Here is a 23098-nt window from a genome sequence, read left to right on the forward strand (position 1 = left end):
TCCCGCCCGACTACCTTGTTCGCAAGTCTATTGAACGACCTGGGATACGGCTGACATCAGCTCCTGCGGGTTTGGCGCCCCAAACATGTATCGCCCACCCTCTGGAACCTCCGTGAAGCTCCAGCGGACCACCCCCTGCCGGTCCAGCAGGAATTGACCGATCAGTTGTCCGTGTCCCGTTGCCATCATCTGCTGGTCGGCCTCGGTCACTTCGTATTGGTCCTTCTTGTCGAGGAATTCGCTGGCCGCAAAAGGATCCATGGGAGCGGGCAACTCGCCTGGTATGTCGACCCGCATATCCTTTGCCGCTGCCATCGAGACCTTGTACGGCCAGTTCGTGTCGTCCTGGGTGAATTCGAGATTGGGCAGTCCAAAAGCACGATGCGAAGCGCGTTCAGGGTCGGAAGCCGCAAGCAGATTCGGCATCGGGTGGTAGCGGAAATAGAGACGCGCCCGTTCGATCGGCGTGTTGACCACCGTCAGGCTTTCCACCCCCTTTTCGCGCAGTTCCGGATCAAGCCGCGCCTGGGCGGCGATATGGCGTCGGCAAAACGCACAATGCAGACCTCGAAAAAGGCCAACCAGCACTGGTTTTTGTCCGCGGAAGTCGTCAAGCGCGATCTTGCCTTCCTGGGTTATGGCGTCGAGCACCACGTTCGGCGCACGATCGCCCGGTTGAAGCGGTACCAAGTCAATACGCGCGGACATTGTTCAACCTCCCACCCGGCTAGTCGAGAAAAGGCAGCACCACAAGCGCTTCCGGGTCTAGCCCGTGCTGGGCGCATATACCCTGCGCCAGGGAAAAGTAGCGTTCGGCCTCGGCCAAATTGTCGAGGTCGAGATTAAGCGTTGCCAGACCATCATAGCACGGAAACAGCAGTTGGGGTTCACTCGTTTCGCGCGCTACGTCCAGTGCTTCGTGGAACAAGCCAACCGCCAGTTCCGGACGACCGTTGCACTGGTGGATCTGCGCAAGCACGATCAACGGCACCGGCAGATGCTCGCGCTGGTCGAGTGCCCGGTCGATCTCGATGGCCTTCTCGGCAGCAGGCACGCCCTCCGTTGGGCAGCGATCCGTGAAAGTACAACAAGCAACCGCCAGGTTCGCGAGGAGGCGCGCCTGAAAACCCAAATCACCAATATGGCGCGCCACTTCAAGACCGCGCCGACAGACCTTTATGGCCTGTGCCGGATCGATGGTCGTGTAAAGCACGCCGAGATTGGTGTAGCCGCGGCAGGCCGCGCCCAGCAGGCCGGCGGCTTCGGCCAATTCAATGCTACGCTCGATCTGGCGCACCGCTTCAAGATTTCGCCCAAGGCGAGCCAGCGCGACAGCCTTGGTATTGAGTGCCTCGGCGGTCACAAGAGTGGCGTCACGCCCTTCCTCGGAGACATGCTCCGCTGTCAGAGCGCGTACGCCATCCAGCGCCGCGTCTGCCCATTTTGCTGCGCGAGTGTGATCTCCGCTACGGAACGCCTGTCGGCCACGTTCTTGCCACAGCTGCGCCTGCTCGATCGGGGCATCCGCTCCTTCGAGGAGCGCCGCGGCTTCAGCATAGCGGGTTTCTGCGTTGTCCCGCTTGCCGACGTCCCAGAGCAGCCGACCGATCTTGCGCAAAACTCGTGCCGACGCGACGCGATTGCCTGACTCCCGATATGCCTGCAGCACCGTTTCGTAGTGTTGGTGCGCGACTTCGCGGCGGCCTACCGGGCCGCTCAAATCGGCAATGCGCTCCGCGATTGCCAGTTTGAGCGGCGTTTGCCCGATCGCGCTCAACGCAGTCAACGCTCGCTCGTAGAAACGAAGGGCGTCGTCGTTGGCGTATATCATGCGAGCGCGATCGCCCGCCGCCTGCAAGTAATGCGCGCCTTTCTCCCGCTCCGCGCTCTGCGCGAAATGATGACCGAGCACGGTCAAATCCTCGAGCCGTTCCGGCTTGTCGCCACACAGCTGCTCCAAGGCGGCACCGACCCGCCCGTGGATATCGGTCCGGCGTTGCAACAGCAGATTCTGGTAGATCACGTCCTGCAGCAACGTTTGCGTAAAGCGGTAGCTTGGCGACGAGATCGAGCCTGATCCGGCGACCTCCTCGATGATTTCGGCATCGCAAAGCAGTTCGCAGCCGGCTTCCAAGCGGCCGGGTTCGGCTGTCACGGCTTTCAAAAGTGTGGCATCGAAGCGCGGGCCGATCACCGCGGCTTCCTGGGCCAACCGGCGCACCTCCTGGGGCAGCCGGTCGACCCGGGCAAGCAGCATTGCCTGGATAGTGGCGGGAATGCCGGTTGCGACTTCGCCTGCCGCAGTCCGCCATCGCTGGCCCTCGCGCATCAGCACACCGCGATCGATCAGGCCGCGAACGATCTCCTCTATAAAAAGCGGGTTGCCGCCGGCGCGCTCGAGGATCTGGTCGACAAGCCTGCCTGTGGACTTTACCCAGCTCTCACCGAACAGCGCCGCCAGCAGCCCGCGTCCGTCATCAGTGTTGAGCGGCGAAAGCCTGAGCGCTGTGTGACTGACCCGGCTTGAGTCGAGCTGGTCGTTGTCCGGCGCCGGACGATGCGTGACCAGCAACATCAACCGCGTGCGTTCCAACCTGTCCATCACGAAACGCAGCGCCTCGAGCGACACGGCGTCGGCCCAGTGCAGATCTTCGACGACAATCAACAGCGGCGACAACGCAAGCCGCCGTTCGATGATCGTGCGGACTGCGTAGAGAATTTGCCTCCGCAGCTGCTCGGGCTCGACATGCTGCAAGGTGGCATCGGGGTCGCCAAGGCCAAGCACATGGTAGAGCAAAGGCATCAGCCGCTTCGCCTCCTCGCCCTGGAGGCCGAGGTCGGTCAGCAAGCCTGCGAGCTTCGCCCGCATTTCGTCCCCATTATCGCTTTGCATCATCCCGGCAGCGCTGCGCACCACTGCGCCCAAGGCGCCAAAGGATTGTTCGCCCAGCGGGGAGCATGTGGCCTGCCGCACGGCGACGTTGCGAAAACGATCCTCGTCGCCGACGCGGGCGACAAACTCCTTCACCAGCCGCGATTTCCCGATACCGGCTTCTCCGACGAGGCGAACAAGTTGGGCCGAGCCGCCGCACGCCTGGTCAAGGCTGGCCAGCATTCTATGGAGCTCCGCACCACGACCTATGATCGGCGCGCTGAGGCCGAGCGCCTCGAGCCCACGCGCTGCGCGCGGCAACGCAAGCGGTGCGTCCAGTCGATGGACGAGCACACTGCCTGCTTTGCCGCGAAGCACAACATCACCCAGCGGCTCAAAAGAGAAGGCATGCCGGGTCAGCCTGTGAGTGAGTTCGCCTACCAGAACCTCACCCGGTGCGGCCAGCGATTGCAAGCGTTGCGCCGTATTCACTGTGTCGCCGGTCACCGAATAGGATTTGGCGGTGCCGATGCCCAATCCGCCAGTGACGACCGGACCAGTGTTTATGCCGATGTGGAGCAACAGAGGCGAGCCGGAGTGGGGAGCGCTTTCGCCGAGCCGCGTCGTCCGGGCCATCATGTCGAGAGCGGCGCGAAGCGCACGTTCCGGATCGTCCTCATGCGCGACCGGCGCACCGAACAAGGCAAGCAATGCATCGCCGATGAATTTGTCGACGAAACCGCCAAAGTTTCGCACGGCTGCCGTCAATTCCTTGAACAGTTGGTTCTGCAGCGCTTGCATCACCTCGGGGTCGAGCTGCTCGCTGAGTGTCGTGAAGCCGCAAAGGTCGGCGAACAGGACCGTCACCGTCCTGCGATCGGCTTCAGAGACGGGATGCAACCCATCATCTTCGCTTTCGATGTTCGCGAGCAGCGACGGAGTTCGAGAAGGCGGCACAATGGTCCGGCTTGATGTCGGAGCAGGCCGTTCGACGGCTTTTACCGTCGCACCGACGCTTGCCCCACATTTCGGACAGAACTCGAAATCGGGTGCGCACAGGTAGCCGCAGTTGGCGCATGGCACGGGCTGGCGCCTGCCACACTTCGGACAGAAAGCGAAACCGCCCTCAACCTCGAAACCGCAGCCCGAGCAGTCCATCGAGCAAGACCTCACTGGAGCCATGACGGCGTGATCTCGCCACGCACTTCACGGCCGGGGTATTCAGACAAGAATGAACCGATAGTCGTCGGCCAGCAAGCGGCAGGGCAAATGGGCCATCGAGCGATCGGTCTAGGCCCGGTGGCAGATCGCTGCCGGCTCGCGCGTCTGCGTAGCCGTCGTCCACGAAAATTCCCTCTTAGCCTCCGGCTTCCTGCTATTATGGAGCCGAGGACACGTGCCAATGAGCGAAAACCGGAAGCTGGCCGCAATCCTCGCTGCAGATGTGGTTGGATACAGCCGGCTCGCGAGCGAGGACGAAGATCGTACTTTGGCGAGGTTGCGGGCACTGCGCAGCGACCTGATTGATCCGATCATCGCAGTGCACAACGGGCGGGTGATCAAGCGCACGGGGGATGGAGCGCTGGTCGAGTTCCGCAGCGTGGTGGATGCCGTGCGCTGCGCCGTTGAGGTTCAGAACGGCATGGTCGAGCGCAATGCCGGCGTGCCGCAGGACCGCCGCATCGAGTTCAGGATCGGCATCCATCTGGGCGATGTGGTCGAAGAGAGCGACGGCGACCTGATGGGCGACGGCGTCAACATCGCCTCGCGTTTGGAGGGCGTCGCGGCGCCCGGCGCCATCTGCCTGTCCGAGGATGCCTATCGCCAGGTCAAGGCGCGGCTCGACCTCTCGGTCAGCGATCTCGGCAGCACACAGCTCAAGAACATCGCCGAGCCGATCCGGGTCTATTCGCTGCAAGTCGGCAGCGCCGGGACCAAGCCGGCCGCGACCCCGGAAAGCGCGGCGAGCCGGCCCGCGACGGCAGCGCCGCCGAAACTGTCGATCGCCGTCCTGCCGTTCGCCAACATGAGCGGTGACGCCGAACAGGATTACTTCGCCGACGGCATTTCTGAGGACATCATCACGGCGCTGTCCAAACTGTCGCAGCTCTTCGTCATCGCACGCAATTCGTCGTTCACCTTCAAGGGCCAGAACGTCCATGTGCAGGAGGTGGGCTCGAAGCTCGGCGTGCGGCATGTACTCGAGGGCAGCGTACGCAAGTCGGGGAACAGGGTGCGCATCACCGCGCAGCTCATCGATGCAACCTCGGGCGGCCATCTTTGGGCAGAGCGGTTCGATCGCGACCTGACCGACATATTCGCCGTGCAGGACGACGTGACGCAGCAGATCGTCGGGGCGTTGGCGCTTAATCTGACTGAGGGCGACCGTCAGCGGCTGGCGCCCGAGTATGCGCGCAACACGCAGGCATATGACTATTTCATGCGGGGCCGGGAGCTGTGGCACCGGCTGACGAAGGAGACGAACGTCGCAGCCCGCGACCTCTTGCAACGTGCGATCGAACTGGACCCGAAGTTTGCCTCTGCCCACGCCTTCCTCGCCCTCACGCACGGGCTCGATTACCTGAACAGGTGGAGTGCGTCGCCGCCGGAATCGATGGCGCAAGCGGAAGAGGCTGCAACGCGAGCGGTAACGCTGGATGACAGCGATCCCTGGGCGCATTGGGCGCTGGCTATCGTCAAGCTGTATACACGACGGCACGATGAGGCCATCAACGAGGCCGAGCACGCGATAGCTCTCAATCCGAACTTCGCCGAAGGGCACGTGATCCTCGGCGAGTCGCTGCACTATTCGGGCAGATCCGAAGAGGCGCTCGAGAGTTACGCCCGGGGCAAGACCTTGAATCCATACTTTCCGGATGTGCTTCTGCATTTCCAGGCTTTGGCATCGTTTCAACTCGGAAGGTACGAAGAGGCCGTTGACCTCTTGCTGCAGCGGCTGGCTCGCAACGCCGTCACCGATGTCTCGCGCGCGCTTCTGGCCGCCAGCTACGGCCATCTGGGCCGTTTCGCCAAGGCCCGCAGGGCATGGCAGGAGGTGCTTCGCATCAATCCCGACTATTCGCTGGACTACCGACGCAAGGTCTTGCCCTACAAGAACCCTGCCGATTTCGAACTCATCGTGGATGGGCTCCGCAAGGCCGGTATCGTGCAATGACAGGTGAGGCCATGTCAGGTCAGGCCTTGAACTGCGGCCGATCGCGAATGGACTCTCCGCGAATAAAACCTGATGCGAAGCTCAGGTCGCCTTGATCTCTGCCTGGCCGATCTTGCGCCATCGGGCGTCTTCTCGAACCAGTTTCAGGTCGTCGGACGTCTCGGCAAATGTTTGCAAGCGATACTGCCGCAGCAGATCCGCGAAGAGCGCCCCTTGCGGCAGGCCGGCAAGCTGCTCGCGAACCGAGATCTTTTCATCGATGACCCGCACGCCCCAGGCATTTTCCCGAACCTGCAGCTCCTGAGCCAGATCGCGCTCTTCCGGCGCGTTCTCGTCAAGCGCGGCCAGCAGGATCGAGTGGAAAAGCGCCACATAGCCAATCTGTCTCAGGCCGCCCACAACCCGCACGCGCGGCAATATGGCGAGCACGAGGAACGTGAGGAACAAGTTCGGCAGCAGCACGCCTTCCAGTAGCGCCTGCTTGAGATGCGTTCGCTCGAACGGGATGGAAAGACCATGCGGCCTGTCGGGCTCGATCAGGTGCCCGTTCTCGAGGACGAGCTTGCGCACGCGCTCGTCGCGGATGCCCCAGAAATAGGCTGTGGCATTGGGCAGGAATCTGCCAAATGGTCTCGATGCGGTCTCTTGCAGGGCACGTTCGAGACGCTGGCGCCTCGCGGGCTCAAAGAGCAGCTTGGAAAGAAGGCTGCCGTCATATTCCAGATGCCGAGCCATGGCGGCCGCGGCCAGCCGATCATCGATGAAAACCGGCTTGGCCATGCCGGAACAGTCCCAATTGGCGACCAGATCCTCGTTGAGGGCTGTCACCGCGTCGGCCGCGGTTGCAAACATCTTGTCCCGGCTGGCAAGCAGTGTGCCCAGCCAGCGGCTGGCATCCGTTTCATCACCCACCGCTTCGAGCGCACGCTTGTTGAGGAAGACGGGACCGGCCACGCAGGCGCTTTTGCGGCAAAGCTTGTGGCGCCCCATGCCAAACAGGTTGACCTTGTCGTCGCCGATATCGAGCCATCCGGGCCCCTCCCGGCCGATTGTCTCCATGGTCATCGTCGTTCCCATGAAGCAGAAGAAGGCCGAGAGCCCGCTTTCGACCGCGCCGAGCCAGGCAAGCAGGAGGGCGTCGAAGGTGATCCGGTCCATCAGAAGCAGACAGTGCAGGCCCGACTGAATGACCGGTCTGTGCTCGAACTCGTCGAAGGCCTTGCCGACCTCTTCAGGCTGCATGATCGCACCAAGACGCTGATGCAGCACGTCGCGCAGGATCGAGCGGGCAGCGATCGCCGGGTCCGATGCAGGCCTTACCACCGGCCGCCACAGATGGCGGGCATAATCGGAAACCGGTGCATTCCAGTTCTGCTCGATGTCACGCACGACCTCCGGGCAGAGCAGCGACAGCACAGCCAGAATTTCCGCCGGAGGCGCAGGGATTGGGTCAGCCACGGCGGTCATCTGTCCCGTCTGGCGGCTCGCGGTGCAAACGCCAAGGGAGACCAGACTTCCTGGATGCCGGCCCACACATGGATCGTCAACTCATCAGAACGGTGTGAGATGAAATTATCCTACAGAGCTCTCCATCGGCAACCACCAGTTCGCCAACTCGGCTTGAATTGCTAGATTGGCCAAACAGTTAACACCGAACAGCCGATTTCAGAATCGCAGCCGGGCCATGCTCAGGAGGTCGTGGTACTGCCCGTCGGTAAAGCCGGCTTTCACATGCCGACCTTCGACCTCGAAGCCATGGCTTTTGTAGAGGCGCATGGCCGGTTCGTTGTCGGCATAGACGGTCAATTCGACCCGCTTCAGAGCGCGCCAGTTGTCGGCCACGTCGAGCAGCGCGCCAAGTATGGCAGAGCCGATGCCTTTGCCGACAAAGGCATCGTCAAGACCCATATTGATCTCGCCGATATGCGAACGGCGCGGCGAGCCCTGCACGACCAGGCTGCCATGGCCGACGACCCTGCCCTCCACCTCCGCAACGATCCAGGTGGTTTCCTGGCCGGACTTGGCGATGCGCCGCTCCACCTGCTCCACCATCTCGAAAGGCATCCTGAGCGTGCCCGAGCGGAAGCCCGGCATGTTGAAGATGGCGCAAAGCGCCTCCGCATCGCTTAGCCGAACGGATCGGAGCTGCGGCTGGATGTTCTCGGAGGATGGCGAGGTTGTGCTGGTCATAACGTTCCGGGCGATGGCAATCGGCACGGTACGATGCACCCTACGTCACCTGAAAATCCAGCCGTCTCTAGAACCTATGATGCCGATTGCGAGCTGAAATACCGAGTGGCGGCGGAGATTTTGAAGACGCCGCTGATGCCGATCCAGCCGAAAAGGGCGAGCCAGCACAATGTCCCGATCGCCGCCCAGTCGATCCGGTGCACGGCAGCGTCGGTGATGACGAGTCCAACAATGGCAAGCAGGCCAACCAGCAACTGCGCCAAGCCCAGCACCAGCAGTTCCTCGCGCGGCGCGCTTCTCCAGACGACATATATGCCGCCCGCCCCCGCGAGGAAGATGGCGCTGTAAACCTGAGCGTGGAAGCCATCGACCGGCCATGGCCAGAAGCTGCCGAATGTCAGGGGGAACAGCAACAGGCCGACGCCATAGAGCCCAAGGACTGCCGATTCCACCGGCATGTAGCCGCGCCATGCGGGCCTTAAGGTCACGCCTTTTGCAGAAGGACGGGCCCCGGCCCGCCATAGGAACAGCCCGGATACCGCGACCGAACCAAGATAGACCAGAAACCAGAGCCAGGGCGCTTTGCGCCCGAAGTTGAAATAGTCGAGATTGATGAACGAGGCCAGCGACACGATGACGGTGAAGATGAGGGCCATGACGAGCACGAGCCTGCCAGGCGACCAGCGATTCCAGAACAGCAGCGCCGCCATCACGACCATTTCGGCGGTGTAGAAGCCACCAAGGAAGCGGGCATTGAACGGGGTGACGGCCCAAGGCCAGCGCGGCTTGACCAGCACGGGCGCGAAGAACAGGCCGGCGCCTACGGCCAGGACGATAATGACCACCAAGGAAAAGAGGCGCAGGGTGGCCGGAAGCGGCGGATTGTCGGATGTCGGCATCGGAGAGCCCGCATAGATAAATGCCCATGGTCATCATAGTGCCGCTTGCGGCCGGCGAAAATCCTGCAAACGGAATTGAGCTATCGCCCGGCTTGTCTATTCGAATGGCCGTAGGGTCGGTTTCGAAGTAAAATGGCGCAGTCGGACCAAGACCGGTCCGGTCACCACGTTTCGGCGGCGCACTTCTTCCGGAGCCTGCACGATGAACGAAGCTCAGGATCTGTTCTCGCTTCTGCGGCAATCGACCGATGTCGATCCGCGGGCAATCGATGCGATCAAGCGAACCATCGCGGAGGGCAAGGACCGCGAGCTTTGCCGCATCAATGCTCTAGCGTTCGCCAGCAAGCATGGCCTCGACGAGGAACGCGCCATAGGCGCCTTTCTGCATGCGGCGCGGGTGGGCCTGTTCGACATTTCCTGGAATGTTCTATGCCCCGGCTGTGGCGGCGTGCTCGACAGCAACGCCACGCTGAAAACCCTGCAGAAGGACGAATATACCTGCGCGCTGTGTTCCGAGGGCTATTCACCGACCCTCGACGAGATGGTCGAGGTGACATTCACGGTCAGTCCTCGCGTGCGCAAGATTGCCGCCCACAATCCACACGAACTGCCGTTGGTGGAATATTTCCGCCAGATCTACTGGGCGTCCGGCGTCGACCTGCCGGAAGAGGATTTCGCCAAGACGATGGAAGCGTTCTCGCTGGAGGATATCGAGCTTGCGCCCGGTGAAAAGGCTGTTCTGCCCGTACAGCTTCCGTCCGAATTCATCATCGTCTTCGAGCCGGTCACCCATTCAGTGCAGTTCATCGACGTCAAGGGCGAACCGACAAGAGAGCGCCGAAGCCTCTCATTGGTCTTCGACCGCGAGCATGTCCAGAACCAGACGCTGGAGATGCAACCCGGCCCGTTGCGCATTTCGCTGGAAAACAGGACCGACACCCGCGTGCTGCCGACGGTCTTCATCGCCGGCCAGGAATTGCATGATCTCCTGGGCAAACGCCGGCCGTTCCTGACAGCCAAGCGCCTGCTCACCAACCAGACCTTCCGCGATCTCTATCGCACCGATACGCTCGACATCAACCAGCGCCTGAAGATCACTAGCCTCACCTTCCTGTTCACCGACCTGCGCGGATCGACCGAGCTTTACGAGCGGGTGGGCGATCTTTCAGCCTTCGATCTCGTGCGCGTGCATTTTCAGGTCCTGCACGAGATCGTCGCGTCCGAGGCAGGCGCGGTGGTGAAGACGATCGGCGATGCGGTGATGGCGACCTTCGCGACGCCGGATCGTGCGATTGCGGCGGCCCTCAGGATGCGCGACGCCATGCGTGCGCTCAATGAGAAGAGCGGGCGCGAGGATCTGCTGCTCAAGATCGGAGTTCATGCCGGCCCGTGCATTGCTGTGTCTATGAACGAGCGACAGGACTATTTCGGCCAGACGGTCAACATTGCTTCGCGGGTCCAGAACCTTGCCAACGCACAGGCGATCTTCGCCACGCGCGCGGTGGTCGACGACAATCTCACCGCCGATCTGTTGCACAGGAACGCGCTGACGCCCGTGCCACACGAGGTCTCGCTGCGCGGCATCGAGAGGGAGATAGCGGTATACACGATCCCCTAAGACTTGGGCCGTTGGGGACCTCAGACGCGCCTGCAGACAAAATAGCGATCGGCGGGTACCGAAGGCGGCAGTGGAAGGCTTTGCAACTGCGGGTGATCGAGCGGCGTGCCGCTGACCGCAATGCCTCCGACGCGAAGCAGGCGCGCGGTCAGTTCGGGGAGCCAGGTAGAGGTCACTGCATCGCGATCTTCATAGCCGGTGCCGATGTCGGCATGAACAAGAGCGGCCTCGATGCCGATGAACCTGCTCGCCGTCTCGCGGATTTCGCCGAGCACGAGGTTTTCAGCTTCGGGAATTGAGCTGGCGTGTGCGGCAAGTGCGCGGTCGAACGCCACGATCCGTCGGCCGGGCAGACGCTCGCGCAGATGGTGGAACGTCCGGCCATTGCCGAGGCCGAGCTCAAGGATGGGACCCTCGATCTTCGCCACCTCCGCGCAGACTTGATCGAGAATGTCGCGCTGTGCGGTCAGCCTGCGGATGAAACTTTCGAGGCGACTCATATGCGTTTGTGTGTCCTGAACCAGCTCAAGAGAGCGGCAATGCCCGCGACCAGGATGAAGCCCGAGAGCAACGTGTTAGCCCGATCCGGCGTCGCCGCATATAGAGGCGAACGGTCAACGCGGCAACAACAGAACAGGCCCCCGACGAACCGGGCGGAGTCTGCGCCTTGAAGCGCGGCGGACTGGCGATGTCACTTGTAGGGGTCCGCAGCGTCCCGCAAGCCGTCGCCCAGGAAGTTGAACGCCAGAATGACGAGAATGACGGGGAGGATCGGCAAAAGTAGCCATGGATAAAACGCGATCACGCTGACGCTGCGCGCCTCAGTAAGCAGGATGCCCCAACTGGTTATCGGTGCCCGCAGCCCGAGCCCGAGGAAGCTCAGCGCCGTCTCGCCCAGGATCATGCCGGGTATGGAGATCGTCGCCGTCGCGATCAGATGCGACATGAAGCCCGGAATGAGGTGCCGCCGGATAATGCGGCCGCTGCTGGCGCCCATCAATTGCGCGGCCAGAACGTAATCCTCCTCTCGCAACGCTAAAAGCTTTGAACGCACGGCCCGCGCCAATCCGGTCCAGTCGAGCAGCCCGAGGATGACGGTGATGCCAAAATAGATCAGGATCGGACTCCAAGTTATCGGCATGATCGCCGCCAGAGCCAGCCATAGCGGAATGCTGGGGATCGATTGCAGAACTTCGATTATCCGTTGAACGATCAGGTCGAAGATGCCGCCGTGATAGCCGGCCAGTCCGCCGATGACTATGCCGAGCAGGAAGCTGAAACTGATGCCGACGAGGCCGATCGTCAGTGAAATGCGTGCACCATAGATGATGCGCGAGAGCACATCGCGCCCCAGCCTGTCAGTGCCGGCCAGGAAGAGCTGGCCGTTTTCGGCAGGGCAGACAAAATGCCTGTCACCTTCGATCAGGCCCCAGAACCGGTAGCTGTCGCCCTCGCAGAAGAAGCGGATCCGCTGAACATCGTCCTGTTGGTCGATGTAGTTCCGCTTCAGCGTGTCCATATCCAGCTTCATCTGGCGGCCATAGACGAACGGCCCGACGAACTGGCCGTTGTGGAACAGGTGCACCCGCTGCGGCGGCGCATAGATGTAGTCCATGTTGCGCGTGTGCAGATTGTAGGGCGCCAGGAACTCGCAGATCAGTATCGCGAAATAGAGCACCGCCAGGAATATGCCGGATACAAGAGCAAGCCGGTGGCGTCGGAATTTCCACCACATCAGCCGCAACTGGGACGCCTGAAAGACCTTCGACTGCTCCGGCGTCATTGCCTCGACCGACTGCAGGTCAAAGGGCGCGATGGAAACATAGTGTTGCAGCGGAGCACCCGGAGCGGGAAGTGGCGATTGCGTGTTCATTTGGTACTGCCGCCCTGCAAACGAATTCGTGGATCAAGCAGTGCCAGCGCCAGATCGGAAATCAGCACGCCGATGACCGTCAGGAAGGCAAGGAACATCAGGAACGACCCTGCCAGATACATGTCCTGGCTTTGCAGCGCCTTGATCAGCATCGGTCCGGTCGTTTCCAAAGACAGCACGATCGCCGTGATTTCGGCACCGGAAATGATGGCCGGCAGGATAGAGCCGATGTCCGAAATGAAGAAATTGAGCGCCATGCGCAGCGGGTATTTGACCAGGGTCCTGAAGGGATGAAGGCCCTTGGCGCGCGCCGTCACGACATATTGCTTGTGAAGCTCATCGAGCAGATTGGCGCGCAGCCGCCGGATCATGCTTGCCGTGCCCCCGGTTCCGATGATCAAGACCGGGATCCAGAGATGGGCGAGGATCGACTTCGCCTTGGCCCAGCTCATCGGCTCGCCGAGATATTGCTGGTCCATGAGATGGCCGACGGACGTGCCGAACCAGATATTGGCGAAATACATCAGGATCAGCGCCAGCATGAAGTTCGGGATGGCAAGGCCGAGAAGGCCGAAGAAAGTCAGGCCGTAGTCGCCCCAGCTGTATTGATGCGTGGCCGAGTACATGCCGATCGGAAAGGCGATGAGCCAGGTGAAGAGGATCGTCACGAAGGAAACCAGCACGGTCAGCCACATTCGGTCCCCGATCACGTCGCGAACCGGCAGCTCATATTCGAAGGAATAGCCGAAATCGCCGTGCAGCATCCCGCCGACCCAGTAGAAGTAGCGAATGACCGGCGGCTTGTCGAAACCATAGTCCTTCCGCATCATCTCGATGCGGTCGGAATCCACCGCTTCGCCCTGAGCCCGAAGCTCGGCAACATAGCTGTCGAAATAGTCGCCTGGGGGAAGTTCGATGATCGTGAACACAAGCGCCGATATGATCAGCAGCGTTGGAACCATTACGGCAAGGCGCCAGACAATATATCGAAGCACGCTCAGGACTCTCCAAGCCAGAATGTATCGGGCATGTAGACACCGAAATAGGCGGTCGGGTCGTAGCCGTAGAGCGCCTTGTCAGGCAGATTGCGCAGCCGCGAGGAGGCCAGAACCGGCTGATATGTTCCGTTCACCGTGCCGATCGAAAACACCTGATCGGTGTAGATCGACAGCATTGAATTCCAGATTTCAGCGCGCTCCGTGGCTTCGGTCGATGCGTTCCAGCGCTTGAGTAAGGTCATCAACTCGACCACCGGCGGAAGATCGGGCGCCTCGCCGAGCCTGCCACGAGACAAGTAGTGAGCACCCCAGAGCGGCCATTGCAGTTGGTCGTCAATGGTGGGGGCCAGCTGGTACGGGTTCATGTCGGCGGTCGGCACGCCATTGTCGATGCCCGACCACATCGACATCATGATCTGGCCGCCAAGCGCGCGACTGCGAAAGATGTCGCGCTGCGAAGTCCGGATGAACAGGGCGATACCGATCTGGCGCCAGTGATCGCTGATGAGCTCGAGCGCATCCGTTTCCAGCGTGCTTTCGCCGGCCGTTTCCACGACGATCTGCGCCGGGCGTCCATCGGGAAGTATCCGCAGGCCGTCATTGTCACGCGTCTGAAGCCCGACCTCGTCGAGTAGGGCATTGGCCTGATCAGGATCGTAGGTAACCCAGGCTTTCGCGAATTCGGGCCGGTAGAGCGGGCTCTCCGGCAGGACCGTATCGGCACTTTCCTGCGCCAATCCATAGAACACGGCCATATTGATCTCGCGCCTGTGCACAGCGAGCGACAGTGCTCGACGCACGCGCACGTCGCGAAAAAGGCCACGCCAGACCTGGTCGGCACAATTCAGATTGGGCAGCAGCGCCAGTCGCGAACCCTGTGTGCGTTTCCAGAGGTGCATCTTGACCGGGTAGCGCTTCTCCGCGTCCTTCAGGAAGGAGTAATCGCTGAAATCAATTCCCATGCATTGCAGGTCGCTCTCGCCCGCGCCGGTCTTGGCGGAAATAATCGCCGACGAGCTCACATTCATGACAATCCGGTCAACATAGGGCAGTTGCCGGCCATTCTCGTCTATGCGGTGAAAGAACGGATTGCGCTCGAAGACGAACTGCTCAGCCGGCGGCTTGGTCCGGTTCCGCCAGGGATCGAGCGTCGGCAGTTCCGGGTTCTCCGGGCGATACTGCCGCGACATGCGGATATGCAGGAGCGTCCATTTCTTGGCCCTGTTCTCCTCCATCAGGCCGGCGAGCCGGAATGGATCCTGGTATTTCTTGTGGAACTGCTTGAGATAGGCGGCCGGCAGAACAAGCGATAGCGGCGAAGCAGCAGCGAGCTTGGGCAGGAAGTCGGGATTCGGCGCATCCCAGGTATAACGGACCGTCAACGGATCGACGATCTCGAAGCGTGGCGGTTTGCCGTCGGCCAGCAGGGCCGGGGCGAGCCCGCCTTGCGAAAGTTCGTCGTTCAGCCAGACATCTTCCCAGCAATAGCGAAAGTCCTCCGGCGTCAGCAGGCTACCGTCAGACCATTTATGTCCTTCCCGTATCTTGAAGGTGAAGACGCGATCGTCTGCCACCTCGAAACTTTCAAGAATGTCGGCTTGCAAGTTGAGCTTTTCGTCATAGCCGACCAGGCGAGCATATCCGTAGATCGTCATCATCCGGATATCTTTCTGACTGCCGATGATCGTGCGCAGCGTGCCGCCGTACTGGCCGGGCTGCCGCCCCATCGCAGCGAGATTCAACACGCGCGGGCTCTTGGGCAAGCGCTCGGAGAGTGCCGGCAGCGCCAGGGCCTTCAGCAGCGGCTGAAGAAATTCCGGCTCCAGATCGCCTGCGCGCAACGTGCCCGGCACAAACGCGGAAGCCATGAGTCCAAGGACGGTGCGCCGGCTGATCAATGGCGTAGCTCGCTGACATCGGCCGAACGTCGGGCCAGCACGAGGTGGCCGCCACCAAGATCGAGTGGCGACAGTACATCCTCGTCGCCCTCATCGCGGAATTGCGGTCCCCATGCGCTGGTGTCGGAAGCGCCGCTGAGCTTCAGCGTCTTGAAATCCATCGGCCTGTCGAGGTCGGGGAAAGGTACTGCGGCGACGAGTGAGCGCGTGTAGGGGTGGATCGGTTTCCTCAGCAGAGTTTCGCGCGGCGCAAGCTCGACGATACGCCCACCGCACATCACCGCGATTCGATCTGCCATGTAGTCCACCACCGCCAGATTGTGCGATATGAACAGGTAGGTCAGGCCCAGTTCCTTCTGCAGGTCCTTCAGCAGGTTCAAGATCTGCGCCTGGACAGAGACGTCGAGCGCCGAAACCGGCTCGTCGCAGATCAGCAGTTCAGGGCCCAGCGCCAACGCGCGCGCGATGCCGATACGCTGACGCTGCCCGCCGGAGAAACTGTGCGGATAGCGCTTGATGAAGCGCGGATCGAGCCCGATCGCCTGCATCAGGCTTTTGACAGTGGCGAGTCGGGACGCGGCATCGCCACGTTGATGGATCTCCAGCGGCTCGCTCAGGATGTTCTCCACCGTCATGCGAGGTGACAGCGATGAAACCGGATCCTGGAAGACCATCTGGATTTTGGCGCGCAGCATGCGCAGGGCGTCTCCCTCGCCTTGCAAGACGTCGATCGCTCCATCGCGGCCGTTGAACGTCACAGAGCCGCCGCTAGGGGTGATAGCCCGCATAAGGATCTTGCTGACCGTGGTTTTGCCGGAGCCGCTTTCGCCGACCAGCCCCAGGCACTCGCCGCGCCTGATATCGAAGCTCACGCCGCCCACGGCGCGAACCGTGGTTTGATGATCCCCGCCAAACAATCCGGACTTGCGGATTGTGAAGGTCTTTTTCAGATCCCTGACCGACAACAGGATATCGTCTGGCCCCTTCGACGGCGGCGCCGTCTGCTTGCCGAGCAGGTTCTCGACATTCACCGGCACCTCGCGCAGCGCCTTTAGCCTTTCGCCAGGCTTCAGGTCGAAATGCGGAACGGCTGCCATCAGGCCCTTCAGGTAGGGGTGACCTGGTCGGCGGAATATCGCCTCGACAGGTCCCGCTTCCATGATCTCGCCATGGTACATGACCACGACCTCGTCGGCGACGTTGGCGACCACGCCGAGGTCGTGGGTGATCAGCAACATCGCCATGTTCAGCTTGGTCTGAAGGCCGCGCAGCAAATGTAGGATTTGCGCCTGGATGGTGACGTCCAACGCCGTCGTCGGCTCGTCGGCGATCAACAGGGCGGGCCGGCAGATAAGCGCCATGGCGATCATGGCGCGCTGACGCAATCCTCCTGAAAGCTCAAAGGGATACATATCATAGGCGCGTTTGGGATTGGGAAAGCCGACAAGACCGAGCATTTCCTCGGTCCGCGCCTTGCGCTCCGCCCGAGCCATGGGGGTATGAATCTGCAAGGATTCGCTGACCTGGTTGCCGATCGTGTGCAGCGGCGACAGCGATGTCATCGGCTCCTGAAAGATCTTGCCGATGCGGCTGCCTCTCAATGCCCGGATTTCGGGTCCGTCACGTGGCATCTTCAGGATATCTTGCGTGGTGCCGGGCCTTTCAGGATCGGAGAACAGGATACGGCCGCGAACATGGGCTGATCCCGGCAGAATGCCCATCACTGCCTGGCTGAGAACCGATTTTCCGGAGCCGGACTCGCCCACAAGCGCGGTAACCTTGCCGGGCAGGACGCGAAGATTTGCGCGCCTGACGGCATGCAACGGTCCGCCGATGATGGCAAAAGAGATGCCAACATCCTCGATCCGCAGCAGATCAACACCCGAATTCATTCCACACCAGCCCCAATCTGGCAGGTTCGGAAGCGAGACTAACCTATTGCCAGCTTAGAGCAACTTGGATTCGGAACGGTCGCCAGCGGCGGAACCGGCGAGCGGACTGTCTATCTGGGGCCCTTCGGATCAGGTCGTGGCGGTTACTGGAGCTTGCTCGGGTCGCCCGCCGACAGCCGCGCGGCATCGCGGTGAAGCAGCATGACCTGCTCGGCGTCCGATCTTCGGTCATAAACCGGCTCCAGCGCACCGTCTTCATCGACTGCGAGAGCACCCGACAGATCGGGTGAGAGCACCGTCAGTTTCTGCTTGATGCCAGCCAGTTCCTCGCTGCCGAGCGTCAGCCAGTTGCTGGCGCCGCAATAGCTGGCGAAGTCCTTGCTGGCGAGAATGCTGTGCGGATATTTCTTGGTCAGTACCTGGAGGCGCTGGACCTCGTTTACAGCCGAGCCGAAGACGGAGAATGTGAGCCGGTCGGTAAGCCCGACATTGCCGAACATCACATTGCCGACATGTAGGCCGATACCAAATTTTATGTCGATTAGCCCCTTTTCCTTTCTGCGCAGATTGAGATCCGTCACGCGCGCTGTGGCGCTGCGCGCTGCCGCAAGAGCAGCCTGGCAGGCGATCTCGGACTGCGAGCGATGCCTTTCGCAAGGGTAAACGGCGATGAAGCCATCCCCGATGAAACTCATGATCTGCCCACCTTTGCGATTGAAAGGTGCTGCAACGGCGTCGAAAAACTGGTTCAGCGTATCGATATAGATTTCACGGCCGGAGGTTTCGGCAAGCCTTGACGACCCGCGCATGTCGCCCATGACCAGCGCGGCCCGGATTGTATCGCCCTCGCCGCGCTTGATCTGACCGTCAAGCACGCGCCTGCCGGCGTCGCCGCCGAGATAAGTGGTCATCATGTTGTCGGCGAGCTTGGTGAGCACCGCCATCTTGGTTGCCATAGCGAGATGGTTCTGGATGCGCAGCAGCGCCGAAATCATGCTGTCGCTGAACCCTGCGGCACTGTCGGTGGACCAGGACCCCATCATGCCCTGACTGGCGTTGCCGTTGAAGGAATGCACGAAAGCCAAATAGTCGGTGACGCCTATAAGCCTGAGATCATCGAAAACAGGAAACTCTGAAGGCAGCGACGGGTCGAGCCGGCGTCGCAGGTGGTCGAGCTTATTGCTGAGCAGATGATAGTATGGGCTGGTCAGGAACCTGTCGGACGGCGCGCCGGGCTCATTGCGGAAGCTTTCGATTTCTAAGCCTCGGCCGCGAACCCAGGTGAAGCCAAGCGCATCATAAAGCGGATGAAGCATCGAAAAGCTCAAATGCACCCGCTTCAACGGCAGGCCGGCAGCAGCCAGCCGTTCGCAAAAGCCTTTTACCAATGTTTCCAGGTCGTTGCCGGCAAGTACCGATTGGTTCAGCCAATCGGCTACCTTATCCATGAGGATGGTGGAAATTTCTGCTTGCGTTGTGCTCATGCTATCTCGAAACTCCTCGAAGACGAGGCATTGTCCTTTGATCCGCCCACAACACAGTCCGCCAACGACCCCAAGAAGAGATCCCCGAAGTTAATGAAGCCAGCTTTGGCAGGAAAAGCCGGCGAAGAACTTCGCAACTGGCTGTCCGTGCGGGCGAGCGACAGGCGTAACTTTATCTATTAACTGGGGCATTATGTGTCGACGCTGCCGGCCGAGTGCAACCAAGATACTGACATCGAGCAAAGAATTCGCCGGCTCAGACCGCCGTCAGGCCTTTACCACCGTCTCTCGGGCTAGCCCGAGGCGGCCAAAAACATTGCGCGTGTCGACGATCAGAAGGGCGTGATCGGCGATCGCCTGATAGTCGATCGCGTCGTGGTCGGTTGCAACGACGACAGCATCGAAATCCTTCAAGGTTGCCTCGCTCAATTCGACAGACCGACGCCCCTTGATCGCCATATGCTCCCGTGTCGTCGGAATTTCTCTGACGTGCGGATCGTGGAATTCGGCCTTGCCGCCCCATTCCTCGATGAGTTCAATGAGCCGCAATGAAGGGCTCTCGCGGATGTCCGGAACATTCTTCTTATAGGCGAGCCCAATGATGAGAATGCGCGAGCGGCTGAGCGCCTTGCCGCAACGCTGGTCCAGCGCCCTGGCCAGTTCATCGACCACATGACGCGGCATAGCCGTGTTGATCTCTGCCGCCAGCTCGATGAAGCGGGTCGGCAGTTCGTATTCGCGCGCCTTCCACGTCAGGTAGAAAGGATCGATGGGGACGCAGTGCCCGCCAAGTCCGGGCCCAGGATAGAAAGGCATGTAGCCGAAGGGCTTGCTCTTTGCCGCCTCGATCACCTCCCAGATGTCGATGCCCATCGCACCGAGCACGACCTTCAACTCGTTGACCAGGGCTATGTTGACCGAGCGAAAGATGTTTTCCGTCAGCTTGACCGCCTCGGCGGTCGCGGTGGTGGAAACCGGAACGACGGTCTTGACCACACCTTGGTAGAAGGCCTTCACGAGCGCCGCCGCTTCAATGCCGTCGCCTGCCACGACCTTGGGGATCGTCGCGACTTCAAAGCTGCGGTTGCCGGGATCCTCGCGTTCGGGCGAGAAGCCAAGGAAGAAGTCTATTGTCGACTGCAAGCCGGTTTGTTCCAGGATGGGCTTGATCACGTCGTCGGTGGTGCCGGGATAGGTGGTCGATTCCAGCACGACCAGCTGGCCGAGACGCAGATGCTTCGCGATGGTGCCTGCCGTGTTCCTGACAAAGGAGAGGTCTGGCTCGCGGTTTTTCGTCAGCGGCGTCGGAACGCAGATGATGATGACATCGCAGACGGCCAGTTCGGCAAAATCCGCAGTGGCGCGAAACCGTCCACTCGACACCTCGACGGCAAGGGCAGTGGACGTCACCGCCTCGATGTAGGATTGCCCGCTGTTCAGATTCTCGACCTTCTGGGCTTCGATGTCGAAGCCGAAAACCGGGGAGCCGGCGCGTGCTACCGCGACCGCCAGCGGCAATCCGACATAACCCAGTCCGATCACCCCGACTTGCGCGGTGCGCGTCGAAATCCGGTTTAGCAGACTGTCATATGTCGATCGTGAGGCGTCCAAAAATCTGTTTTCCTCAATGTGGACAGACTGCCCGCTTCCACGGCGAGGCTCATGTGGGTCCAACAACCCCGAGGCATATTGCGGAAAATGGATCTCCGCAAGCCGTCGTCAGGCCGACACCTTCGCCTTCAGGCTTGCGGCAGCCATCGCATAACCGCCGGCGGCGCCGTCGATGAAATGAACATGATCGCGCTGCAGCGGCGAGGCGACGAGGCACGTCATCAACGCCGATTGCTGGCGGTGCAGGCCATAGGTGCAAATGCCCGCCTCTTCGGCCTGCTGCAGCCGGTGCTCGATCCGCTGCAACAAATCCGCATCTACATCGATGGTCATCTTCAAGCCGTCATCGAACTTCCGGAAATCCGAATTGCTGGCCACGTCGCGTTTGTAGATCTTCGGATCGAACCTCCCGATCGTCCAGCCATATCGATCGGTCACAGCCGCAAGCGACAACAGGAACACTATCCACAGCTTCGACAACCACCGCCTTCCCGCCGGCGCGACGGCCCGGGCCTCGAGATCGAGGCCGGCGGGCGAAAAACCGTAGGCCGGCCCGTTCACCGGCACCGGATGGCCATCGCGTTCCTGTCGACCGACAAGGGCGATGATGTCGGAAGCCAGAACCTGAAAGCCGCGCACATCGCGCGAGGCCCCCGGAACGGCTATGATCGAGACGATTTCGCCATGCCGGGCTTCGATCGGGCTCCAGCGGCAGGAGAGACCGGTCAAATCCGGCCGCGCGTTGGCCGGCGCAGGATCGATCAGGTAGCGCCCCGCTTTCATCTCGGCTTCCGCCCAACTGCCGCCGCCGCCGGCAAACATGGCATAGAACACCGCTTCGGAGGCCCGGAACCTCGCTACCCGAACGTCGAGGCCTTGCGCTCTTATATCCTCTATCGGCACGATTGCGGCACGCAAGGTCAGGTCCAGTTCGTCCGCCACCCATCGCTGGACCGCCGCCAGGGCGTTGCGCGTTATCTCCAGGGCCGAGCTCGGAAACGCCACGAGCGCGCCGTCGCCGCCGAAGACAAAGGGAAGATCTTGCCGACCCAGCGCATTGAGCAGCGCCGAAATGACGCTGGCGCCGGCCATATTCACGGTTTTATAGCGCCCGGCCCCGATCGCCTTGGTCGAGCCGACGATGTCGGCGGTGGCCAGCGCCCAGCCATCGGGGAGCGGCCGATAGTTGTCGATGTCGGCAACGCTTTCGAACTTCGCGAACACCGGCAAGGAAGCGACGAACGGGTCGGACGCTGCGGCTGTTTCCATGAGCATGCAATAGCACATTCCACTGCTTGAAGGTGAAACTCGATCATGCTTCGAAATTGACTTGCGCAGGCTTTCGAATGATAGGCTCCGGCGATGCGAATTGCCTTCTACGCGCCGCTGAAGTCGCCCAATCATGCCGTTGCCTCTGGCGACCGTCAGATGGCACGGATGTTGATCAAGGCGCTTGAGCATGGAGGGCATCGCGTCGATCTGGCATCCGAATTGCGCTTCTATCTACGCGAACCGGAGTCGAAAAGTTTCGATGCGCTCAAGGTCGAAGCCCGACAGGAAGTCGCGCGGCTGACAGAGCTTTGGCAGCGTGACGGCAAGCCCGACCTCTGGTTCTCCTATCATCTCTATTACAAGGCGCCCGACCTGATCGGGCCCGAGCTGGCGTCGGCCTTTGCCATCCCCTATGTGACCGCGGAAGCCTCCTATTCGAAGCGGCGCAACGTCGGTTTTTGGACCGATATGCAAGCCTTGGTGGCGCGAGCCGTCGAACAGGCGGCGCTGAACATCTGCTTCACGCAAAGGGATCGTCGGGGACTGACAGACGCTCTTCCAGACGCCGTTTTCGGCATGCTTTCGCCCTTCATCGACACATCGGTATTCCGGGAACTGCCGGCGCGTGGTTGTCCGACGCGTCTCGTTACCGTCGCCATGATGCGACCGGGCGACAAGGTCGATAGCTATCGCATGCTCGCGCACGCCCTCGCTCCGATCGGCCACCTGCCCTGGACCATGTCGGTCGTCGGGGACGGGCCTGCCCGTGACGAGGTCAAAGCGCAATTCGCCGGCCTGCCCGCCGACCGGATCGAATGGCTTGGCGCGATCGAGCCAGCCGCCGTGCCGGATGTCCTCTACAGTGGAGGGATTTACGTCTGGCCGGGTTGCGGCGAAGCTTATGGCGTTGCCTATCTTGAAGCACAAGCTGCCGGCCTTCCGGTGGTGGCGCAGGACCTCGCCGGCGTGCCGGAGGTCGTGCGGGATGGCCAGACCGGATTTCTCACCCCGCCGGGCGATGTGGCAGCGTTCACGTCTGCCATTGAAAGGCTTCTGGTCCGTGACGACGAAAGAACCGCCATGGCCGGCAACGCCAGACGTTTCATCCTCGAAGAACGCTCTCTCGGTACTGCAGCGGCGCGGCTTTCCGAACTTCTTGCGAAGATCGCGGTTGCATGACATTCGATCAGATCTGGCAGCCCTTGGTGGAAGAACTGGCGTGCTGGCGACGGGCGGACCGCAAGGCGGAGTTCTGGTTGCGCGACGACGACGCTGTGGATCCGACGGCTGCGCTTGATCGGCTGCTGGAACTCACC

The 23098-nt window shown here is 61.3% G+C and carries 16 protein-coding genes; 3 read left to right on the top strand and 13 right to left on the bottom strand.

Features of this window, described 5'->3' with window-relative positions:
* Positions 1–27: 27 nt before the first annotated feature.
* Both EOA32_RS01905 and EOA32_RS01910 read right to left on the bottom strand, forming a co-directional pair.
* On the bottom strand, positions 28–708 hold the full coding sequence (locus EOA32_RS01905) for a redoxin domain-containing protein (RefSeq protein WP_067326351.1): 681 nt from the start codon (positions 706–708) through the stop codon (positions 28–30).
* Positions 709–727: 19 nt separating this feature from the next.
* Positions 728–4030: an adenylate/guanylate cyclase domain-containing protein gene (locus tag EOA32_RS01910; RefSeq protein WP_128370685.1), complete on the bottom strand. Its 3303-nt coding sequence runs from the start codon at positions 4028–4030 to the stop codon at positions 728–730.
* Between the two features lie 244 nt (positions 4031–4274).
* Between EOA32_RS01910 and EOA32_RS01915 the strand changes: the two genes are divergently transcribed.
* Entirely contained in the window at positions 4275–6047 is a 1773-nt protein-coding gene (locus tag EOA32_RS01915) for an adenylate/guanylate cyclase domain-containing protein (protein WP_128370686.1), read from the top strand.
* Between the two features lie 81 nt (positions 6048–6128).
* Here the strand turns inward: EOA32_RS01915 and EOA32_RS01920 are convergent, their stop codons facing one another.
* The 3 genes from EOA32_RS01920 to EOA32_RS01930 form a co-directional block, all read right to left on the bottom strand.
* Positions 6129–7514: a hypothetical protein gene (locus EOA32_RS01920; RefSeq protein WP_128370687.1), complete on the bottom strand. Its 1386-nt coding sequence runs from the start codon at positions 7512–7514 to the stop codon at positions 6129–6131.
* Between the two features lie 198 nt (positions 7515–7712).
* A complete protein-coding gene (locus tag EOA32_RS01925) occupies positions 7713–8237 on the bottom strand; it encodes a GNAT family N-acetyltransferase (protein ID WP_128370688.1) in 525 nt (174 codons plus the stop codon).
* A gap of 74 nt (positions 8238–8311) precedes the next feature.
* Positions 8312–9136: a hypothetical protein gene (locus EOA32_RS01930; RefSeq protein ID WP_128370689.1), complete on the bottom strand. Its 825-nt coding sequence runs from the start codon at positions 9134–9136 to the stop codon at positions 8312–8314.
* A 202-nt stretch (positions 9137–9338) separates the two neighbouring features.
* Here EOA32_RS01930 and EOA32_RS01935 point away from each other — a divergent pair, with 202 nt between their 5' ends.
* A complete protein-coding gene (locus EOA32_RS01935) occupies positions 9339–10754 on the top strand; it encodes an adenylate/guanylate cyclase domain-containing protein (RefSeq protein ID WP_095800371.1) in 1416 nt (471 codons plus the stop codon).
* Positions 10755–10774: 20 nt separating this feature from the next.
* On the opposite strand, the gene EOA32_RS01940 is transcribed toward EOA32_RS01935, so the two are convergent.
* From EOA32_RS01940 to EOA32_RS01975, 8 genes are all read right to left on the bottom strand, one after another.
* The gene (locus EOA32_RS01940; RefSeq protein WP_066994102.1) at positions 10775–11254 is read right to left on the bottom strand and encodes a class I SAM-dependent methyltransferase; all 480 of its coding nucleotides are present in this window, start codon (positions 11252–11254) and stop codon (positions 10775–10777) included.
* Between the two features lie 191 nt (positions 11255–11445).
* The gene (locus EOA32_RS01945) at positions 11446–12627 is read right to left on the bottom strand and encodes an ABC transporter permease (RefSeq protein WP_128370690.1); all 1182 of its coding nucleotides are present in this window, start codon (positions 12625–12627) and stop codon (positions 11446–11448) included.
* Complete coding sequence (locus EOA32_RS01950) at positions 12624–13622, bottom strand: ABC transporter permease (protein WP_066994096.1); 999 nt, start codon at positions 13620–13622, stop codon at positions 12624–12626. The genes EOA32_RS01945 and EOA32_RS01950 overlap by 4 nt, the downstream gene beginning before the upstream one ends.
* Before the next feature lie 2 nt (positions 13623–13624).
* A complete protein-coding gene (locus tag EOA32_RS01955) occupies positions 13625–15523 on the bottom strand; it encodes an ABC transporter substrate-binding protein (protein WP_095830681.1) in 1899 nt (632 codons plus the stop codon).
* On the bottom strand, positions 15520–17415 hold the full coding sequence (locus EOA32_RS01960) for an ABC transporter ATP-binding protein (RefSeq protein WP_128370691.1): 1896 nt from the start codon (positions 17413–17415) through the stop codon (positions 15520–15522). Before EOA32_RS01960 ends, EOA32_RS01955 begins: the two co-directional genes overlap by 4 nt.
* A 143-nt stretch (positions 17416–17558) precedes the next feature.
* Complete coding sequence (locus tag EOA32_RS01965; RefSeq protein WP_095781217.1) at positions 17559–18899, bottom strand: adenylate/guanylate cyclase domain-containing protein; 1341 nt, start codon at positions 18897–18899, stop codon at positions 17559–17561.
* 267 nt (positions 18900–19166) lie between these two features.
* Entirely contained in the window at positions 19167–20510 is a 1344-nt protein-coding gene (locus EOA32_RS01970; protein ID WP_128370692.1) for a nucleotide sugar dehydrogenase, read from the bottom strand.
* A gap of 108 nt (positions 20511–20618) precedes the next feature.
* Complete coding sequence (locus EOA32_RS01975) at positions 20619–21779, bottom strand: DUF3095 domain-containing protein (protein WP_128370695.1); 1161 nt, start codon at positions 21777–21779, stop codon at positions 20619–20621.
* Between the two features lie 93 nt (positions 21780–21872).
* Here EOA32_RS01975 and EOA32_RS01980 point away from each other — a divergent pair, with 93 nt between their 5' ends.
* A complete protein-coding gene (locus EOA32_RS01980; RefSeq protein ID WP_128370693.1) occupies positions 21873–22961 on the top strand; it encodes a glycosyltransferase family 4 protein in 1089 nt (362 codons plus the stop codon).
* The last annotated feature ends 137 nt before the right edge of the window (positions 22962–23098 follow it).

Source organism: Mesorhizobium sp. M1A.F.Ca.ET.072.01.1.1 (assembly GCF_004023325.1).
GTDB lineage: Bacteria > Pseudomonadota > Alphaproteobacteria > Rhizobiales > Rhizobiaceae > Mesorhizobium.